This window comes from Salipiger sp. HF18 (assembly GCF_011806505.1).
Lineage (GTDB): Bacteria > Pseudomonadota > Alphaproteobacteria > Rhodobacterales > Rhodobacteraceae > Salipiger > Salipiger thiooxidans.
On record NZ_JAATOS010000230.1, the window covers coordinates 1 to 6,361 of the forward strand.

At 67.2% G+C, this 6,361-nt stretch carries 6 protein-coding genes and 1 pseudogene; all 7 read left to right on the forward strand.

The window, feature by feature from the left end:
- Positions 1–90: pseudogene (locus HC022_RS29255) on the forward strand (molecular chaperone TorD); the annotation flags it as partial.
- Between the two features lie 65 nt (positions 91–155).
- Positions 156–350: a twin-arginine translocation signal domain-containing protein gene (locus HC022_RS16765; RefSeq protein ID WP_008888009.1), complete on the forward strand. Its 195-nt coding sequence runs from the start codon at positions 156–158 to the stop codon at positions 348–350.
- 167 nt (positions 351–517) lie between these two features.
- Positions 518–3,502: a formate dehydrogenase subunit alpha gene (locus HC022_RS16770; protein WP_167453194.1), complete on the forward strand. Its 2,985-nt coding sequence runs from the start codon at positions 518–520 to the stop codon at positions 3,500–3,502.
- Between the two features lie 12 nt (positions 3,503–3,514).
- Positions 3,515–4,108 (forward strand): formate dehydrogenase FDH3 subunit beta, encoded by a 594-nt coding sequence (gene fdh3B, locus HC022_RS16775; RefSeq protein WP_008887940.1) that lies wholly within the window; start codon positions 3,515–3,517, stop codon positions 4,106–4,108.
- Positions 4,109–4,284: 176 nt separating this feature from the next.
- The gene (locus tag HC022_RS16780) at positions 4,285–5,505 is read left to right on the forward strand and encodes a formate dehydrogenase subunit gamma (RefSeq protein WP_167453195.1); all 1,221 of its coding nucleotides are present in this window, start codon (positions 4,285–4,287) and stop codon (positions 5,503–5,505) included.
- A 72-nt stretch (positions 5,506–5,577) separates the two neighbouring features.
- On the forward strand, positions 5,578–5,703 hold the full coding sequence (locus HC022_RS29700) for a hypothetical protein (RefSeq protein ID WP_008887964.1): 126 nt from the start codon (positions 5,578–5,580) through the stop codon (positions 5,701–5,703).
- 21 nt (positions 5,704–5,724) lie between these two features.
- A partial coding sequence (locus HC022_RS16785; protein WP_167453196.1) for a sigma-54 dependent transcriptional regulator occupies positions 5,725–6,361 on the forward strand: 637 nt, incomplete at its 3' end.

Below are 6,361 nucleotides of genomic sequence, written 5' to 3' on the forward strand. Positions count from 1 at the left end.
AAGAACTCGGTCTTCTACGTGCCCGTGGGCACCGTGGGCCGCTGCTTCATGGCCATCGAGTCCGAGGCATTTCGCATGAGCGCGGGTTGATCGCCGCGCGCATAAGGGGCGCCTCGGCGCCATTCACCGGGAGCAACCAGCAAGGGAGGACTCTCATGACCGGAAAGACCGAAGGCAGCAGCCGCCGCGATTTCCTCAAACTGGCCGGCACCGTGGCGCCGGCGGCGGCCGTGGCCGTCGCGACCGCGGGATCCGAGGCCAACGCGGCCCCGGCCGAGCCCGATCTGTCCTCGGACAAGATGCAGGACACGGCCCACACCCGCGCCTACTACGCCGCCGCACGGTTCTGAGGCGGCCCGCCCGCGGTTGCCGCGGGCCACGAGACGACAGACGGCCCGGCCTCCGGACCCGAGACGACCCGGCGAGATACGACTGGTTGCGAAACGCCCGACTGTGATCGCCAAACGATAGCCACCACGGCGCAGGGCCCAGTTCCTGTGCTCAGGGAGTGAAAACCATGTTGAGGAAAAAGACCAACGGGGTTGCGAGACGCCCCCAGCGGACAAGTATCCTGTCTGACGTGGCCAATGCCTCGGTCGACCGCCGCGCGTTCCTGCGCGGCTCGGGGCTGGCCATCGGCGGCCTTGCCGCCATTGCCGCGACAGGCGGCACCGTGAAACAGGCAACCGCGGCCACCGCCGCAACCGGCGGCACCATCGAGGTGAAGAAGTCCGTCTGCACCCACTGCTCGGTGGGCTGCACGGTCATCGCCGAGGTGCAGGACGGCGTCTGGATCGGGCAGGAGCCCGGCTGGGACAGCCCGTTCAACCTCGGCTCGCACTGCGCCAAGGGCGCGTCGGTCCGCGAGCACGCCCACGGCGAGCGCCGCCTGAAGTACCCGATGAAGAAGGTCGGGGGCGAATGGCAGCGCATCAGCTGGGAGCAGGCGATCGACGAGATCGGCGACCAGATGCTGAAGATCCGCGAGGAGAGCGGCCCGGATTCCGTCTACTGGCTGGGATCGGCGAAGCACTCCAACGAACAGGCCTACCTGTTCCGCAAGTTCGCCGCCTACTGGGGCACGAACAACGTCGACCACCAGGCGCGGATCTGTCACTCGACCACCGTTGCGGGCGTTGCGAACACATGGGGCTACGGCGCCATGACCAACAGCTACAACGACATCCACAACAGCCGCTCGATTTTCATCATCGGCGGCAACCCGGCCGAGGCGCACCCGGTCTCGCTGCAGCACGTGCTGAAGGCGAAGGAGCAGAACAACGCTCCGCTGATCGTCTGCGACCCGCGCTTCACCCGCACCGCCGCCCACGCGGACGAATACGTGCGGTTCCGTCCGGGCTCGGACGTGGCGCTGGTCTGGGGCATCCTGTGGCACATCTTCGAGAACGGCTGGGAAGATCAGGAATTCCTGCGCACCCGCGTCTGGGGGATGGACGAGATCCGGACCGAGGTCGCCCGCTGGACCCCCGATGAGGTCGAGCGCGTCACCGGCGTGCCGGAAAGCCAGGTCGCGCGCGTCGCTCGCACGCTGGCCAACAACCGTCCCGGCACCCTGATCTGGTGCATGGGCGGCACCCAGCACACCAACGGCAACAACAACACCCGCGCCTACTGCATCCTCCAGCTCGCGCTGGGGAACATGGGCGTCGCGGGCGGCGGCACCAACATCTTCCGCGGCCACGACAACGTGCAGGGGGCGACCGACCTTGGCGTTCTCGCCGACACGCTGCCGGGCTACTACGGCCTGACCGCCGGGGCCTGGGCCCACTGGGCCCGCGTCTGGGGCGAGGATCTCGACTGGCTCAAGGGCCGCTTTGCCACGATGAAGGGCAAGGACGGCAAGGACAAGGAGATGATGGGCCTTTCGGGCATCACCGTCTCGCGCTGGATCGACGGCGTCCTCGAAGCCAAGGAGAATATCGAGCAGCCGGACAACACCCGGGCTATGGTGTTCTGGGGCCACGCGCCCAACTCGCAGACCCGCCTGAAAGAGATGAAGACGGCGATGGAAAAGCTCGACCTGCTGGTCGTGGTGGACCCGTTCCCGACGGTCTCGGCGGTGATGAACGACCGCACCGACGGCGTCTACCTGCTGCCCGCCTCGACCCAGTTCGAGACGCGCGGGTCGGTGACCGCCTCCAACCGTTCGCTGCAATGGCGCGAGCAGGTGGTGGCGCCGCTGTTCGAGTCGCTTCCCGACCACATCATCATGACGAAGTTCGCGAAGAAGTTCGGTTTCGCCGACCGGATGCTGCGCAATATCGAGATGGAGGACGACGAGACTCCCAGCATCGAGAGCATCACCCGCGAGTTCAACAGGGGCATGTGGACCATCGGCTACACCGGGCAGAGCCCGGAGCGGCTCAAGCTGCACATGGAGAACCAGCACACCTTCGACAAGACGACGCTGCGCGCCAATGGCGGGCCCGCCGACGGTGACTTCTACGGCATGCCGTGGCCCTGCTGGGGCACCGCCGACATGAACCACCCGGGCTCGGCGAACCTCTACGACCAGTCGCTGCCGGTGGCCGAGGGCGGCCTGCCGTTCCGGGCGCGCTTCGGCGTCGAGCGGGATGGCGACAACCTGCTGGCCGAGGGCTCCTACCCGGTCGGCTCGGAGATCCAGGACGGGTACCCCGAGTTCACCATGCAGATGCTCATCGATCTTGGCTGGGACGGCGACCTGACGCCCTACGAGCGGCGGATGATCGAATATGTCGCCGGTTACATCGACGCGCGTCCGGAAACCGACACCGACCTCGGCGAGCAATCGCAGACCGGGCCGTACCCGTCGGACTGGGCCGAGCAGATCGGCGGCGTCAACTGGAAGACCGACCTGTCGGGCGGCATCCAGCGCGTTGCCATCGCCCATGGCTGCGCCCCCTACGGCAACGCCAAGGCGCGCTGCGTGGTCTGGACCTTCCCAGACCCCGTGCCTGTCCACCGCGAGCCGCTCTACACCAACCGGCGCGACCTCGTGCAGGACTACCCCACCTACGACGACCGCACGTTCTGGCGGGTGCCGACGCTTTATGCGTCGATCCAGAAGAACGACTTCTCGAAGGACTACCCGATCATTCTCACCTCCGGCCGTCTGGTCGAATACGAGGGTGGCGGCGATGAAACCCGGTCCAACCCCTGGCTGGCCGAGCTTCAGCAGAACATGTTCATCGAGATCAACCCGCGCGATGCCAACAACCTCGGTGTGCGTGACGGGGCCCAGTGCTGGGTCGAGGGTCCGGAAGGCGGGCGCGTCCGCGTGATGGCCATGGTCACCGAGCGGGTGGGCGAGGGCGTTGCCTTCATGCCCTTCCACTTCGGCGGCTACATGGAGGGCAAGGACCTGCGGTCCAAGTACCCAGACGGGGCCGACCCGATCGTGCTGGGCGAAAGCACCAACACGGCGCAGACCTACGGCTATGACTCGGTGACCATGATGCAGGAAACCAAGGCCACCCTCTGCAAGATCATGCCGGCGTAAGGAGAGATACACATGGCACGCGCTAAATTTCTCTGCGACGCGGAACGCTGCATCGAGTGCAACGCCTGCGTCACCGCCTGCAAGAACGAGCACGAGGTTCCGTGGGGCATCAACCGCCGCCGCGTGGTGACCATCGAGGACGGCAAGCCCGGCGAACGATCGATCTCGGTCGCCTGCATGCACTGCTCGGATGCACCCTGCATGGCGGTCTGCCCGGTGGACTGCTTCTACCAGACCGACGAAGGCGTGGTCCTGCACTCCAAGGACCTGTGCATCGGCTGCGGCTACTGCTTCTACGCCTGCCCCTTCGGCGCGCCGCAGTACCCGCAGGCGGGCAACTTCGGCAGCCGCGGCAAGATGGACAAGTGTACCTTCTGCAACGGCGGCCCCGAAGAGAACGGCTCGGAAGCCGAGTTCCGCAAGTACGGTCGGAACCGGATCGCGGAAGGCAAGCTGCCGATCTGCGCCGAGATGTGCTCGACCAAGGCCCTGCTGGCGGGGGACGGCGACATGGTGTCGTCGATCTACCGCGAGCGCGTGGTGGCCCGCGGCTTCGGCTCGGGCGCCTGGGGCTGGGGCACCGCCTACGAGAAGAAGGCACCCTGATCTGACGGATCGGACCGGGCGGGATCTCCCGCCCGGTCGCCTTGCTTCCCGCGCGGTTCCCGCCGCGTGACGTGACCGACAATGGCGGGAGTATTCCGCCCCCGAGAGACCTGCCGCACCGCGTTCTGCCGGACCGGGACCGCGCGGCCCTGACCGACATGCCAGGGAGACCCCCCATGCTCCGCCATCTGATGGCACTACTCACCCTGACCCTGCTGGCGCTGCCCCTCCCGGCGGCCGCGCAGACCGACCCGACCGCGCCCGACCCCATCGCGGGCACCAGCGTCGACGACGGGTCCGCCACCGCCACCGGGCGCCAGACGCTCGAGGACATCCTTGCCCGCCAGCGCGGCGAAGAGCCCGCCAACCCGATCCGCAGCGAGGATCTTGGCGGCGACGCGCTGAACGCGCCCGGCATGGGTCCGCTCGGCGGCGCCTCGGATGCCGACATCTGGCGCCAGATCCGCTTCAACGACGCCGACATCCGCAACACCACGCTCAACCCCAACGGCGACGTGCTGGTGCAGACCGGCGGCATGTGGTGGGAAAACCTGCGCAAGAACGAGCTGCGCACCTACGGCGGCTGGCTGCTGCTCGGCACCATCGCGGTGCTCGCGGTGTTCTTCCTGATCCGCGGCCGCATCCGCATCGACGGCGGCAAGGACGGCACGCTGGTGCTGCGCTTCAAGTTCATCGAGCGCATGGCGCACTGGGTGCTTGCCGGCTCGTTCCTGCTGCTGGGCTTCACCGGGCTCTTCAGCCTCTTCGGCCGCAAGTACCTGATCCCGGCTTTCGGGCACGAGGTCAACTCGGTGCTGCTCACCGGTTCGAAGTTCATCCACGACAACGTCAGCTGGGCCTTCATGATCGCGCTGATCATCGTCTTCGTGATGTGGATCTGGCACAACATCCCGGACCGCACCGACATCACCTGGTTCGCGCAGGCCGGTGGCATCATCGGCGACAAGCACCCGCCCGCCAAGAAGTTCAACGCGGGTCAGAAGATCATCTTCTGGTCGGTGATCGTGCTCGGCGCCTCGGTGTCGGTCTCGGGCCTGTCGCTGCTCTTCCCCTTCCAGATGCCGCTCTTCGCGCACACCTTCGACGTCATCAACAACATCGGCGTCCCGGGCTGGTTCGGCTTCGATCCGCTGCCGGTGACGCTTGCGCCGCAGGAAGAGATGCAGTTCGCGCAGCTCTGGCACGCCATCGTGGCCTTCCTGATGATGGCCGTGATCCTCGGCCACATCTACATCGGCACGCTGGGCATGGAAGGCGCCTACGACGCCATGGGCTCGGGGCTGGTCGACCGCAACTGGGCGCACCAGCACCACTCGCTCTGGCTCGAACACCTCGAGGAGGAAAAGCCGGGCAAGATCCGCACCCCGGCCGAATAGGGCGGCGAGGGCCCCTCGGGGCCCTTCCGCTTCGCCTCCCGATACCTATCTCCCCTCGAAAGGGTGCTACTGATGAAAGCCATGCTCAGCGGCTTTGCCGCAATCATCATCATCGGCGTGGGGGCCTATTACGGGCTCCACATGCTCGACTTCTCGTCTCAGGACGTGTTCTCGAGCCCGAACGTCCGGCTGGACTGACCGGAAGGGTCCGGTGACGGCATGACCGACAAGGATGACTACGGCGGCAAGCTGCGCGGGGCCTCGATCCTCGTCGTGGACGACGAGCCGGGGATGCGCAACTTCCTCACCAAGATCCTCGGGTCGCGGGTCAAGCGCGTCGAGCAGGCGGGCTCGCCCGGCGAGGCGTCGAAGAAACTCGACGACGGCCATTACGACCTCGTCATCGTCGACAACATCATGCCGGGCCGCACCGGGCTCGACTGGCTCGAGGAGCAGTACCGCAAGGGGCTGTTCGCCGAAACCATCCTGATCACCGCCTACGCCGATCTCGACACCGCCATCGCGGCGCTGCGGATCGGCGTGAGCGATTTCGTCCTGAAGCCGTTCCGCGCCAACCAGATCCTCGGGGCCGTGGCGCGCGCGCTCGACCGCCGCTTCCTGCGCCGCGACAACACGCTCCTGCGCCACGAGCTGCACGCGGGCGGCAGCATGGCGGGCAAGCTCCTCGGCAAGTCGCCGGCGATGCTGGCGGTGCGCGCCATGCTCGAGAAGCTGGCGCCGCTGCCGACCCCGGTGCTGCTGACCGGCGCCAGCGGCACCGGCAAGGAGCTGGCCGCGCGCCACCTGCACCGGCTCTCGGCGCGCCGCGACAAGCCCTTCGTGGCGGTCAACTGCG

Coding starts and splice junctions, on each gene's coding strand:
- HC022_RS16780 (WP_167453195.1), top strand. CDS start 4,285: ATGCTCCGCCATCTGATGGCACTACTCACCCTGACCCTGCTGGCGCTG.
- HC022_RS16770 (WP_167453194.1), top strand. CDS start 518: ATGTTGAGGAAAAAGACCAACGGGGTTGCGAGACGCCCCCAGCGGACA.
- HC022_RS29700 (WP_008887964.1), top strand. CDS start 5,578: ATGAAAGCCATGCTCAGCGGCTTTGCCGCAATCATCATCATCGGCGTG.
- fdh3B (WP_008887940.1), top strand. CDS start 3,515: ATGGCACGCGCTAAATTTCTCTGCGACGCGGAACGCTGCATCGAGTGC.
- HC022_RS16765 (WP_008888009.1), top strand. CDS start 156: ATGACCGGAAAGACCGAAGGCAGCAGCCGCCGCGATTTCCTCAAACTG.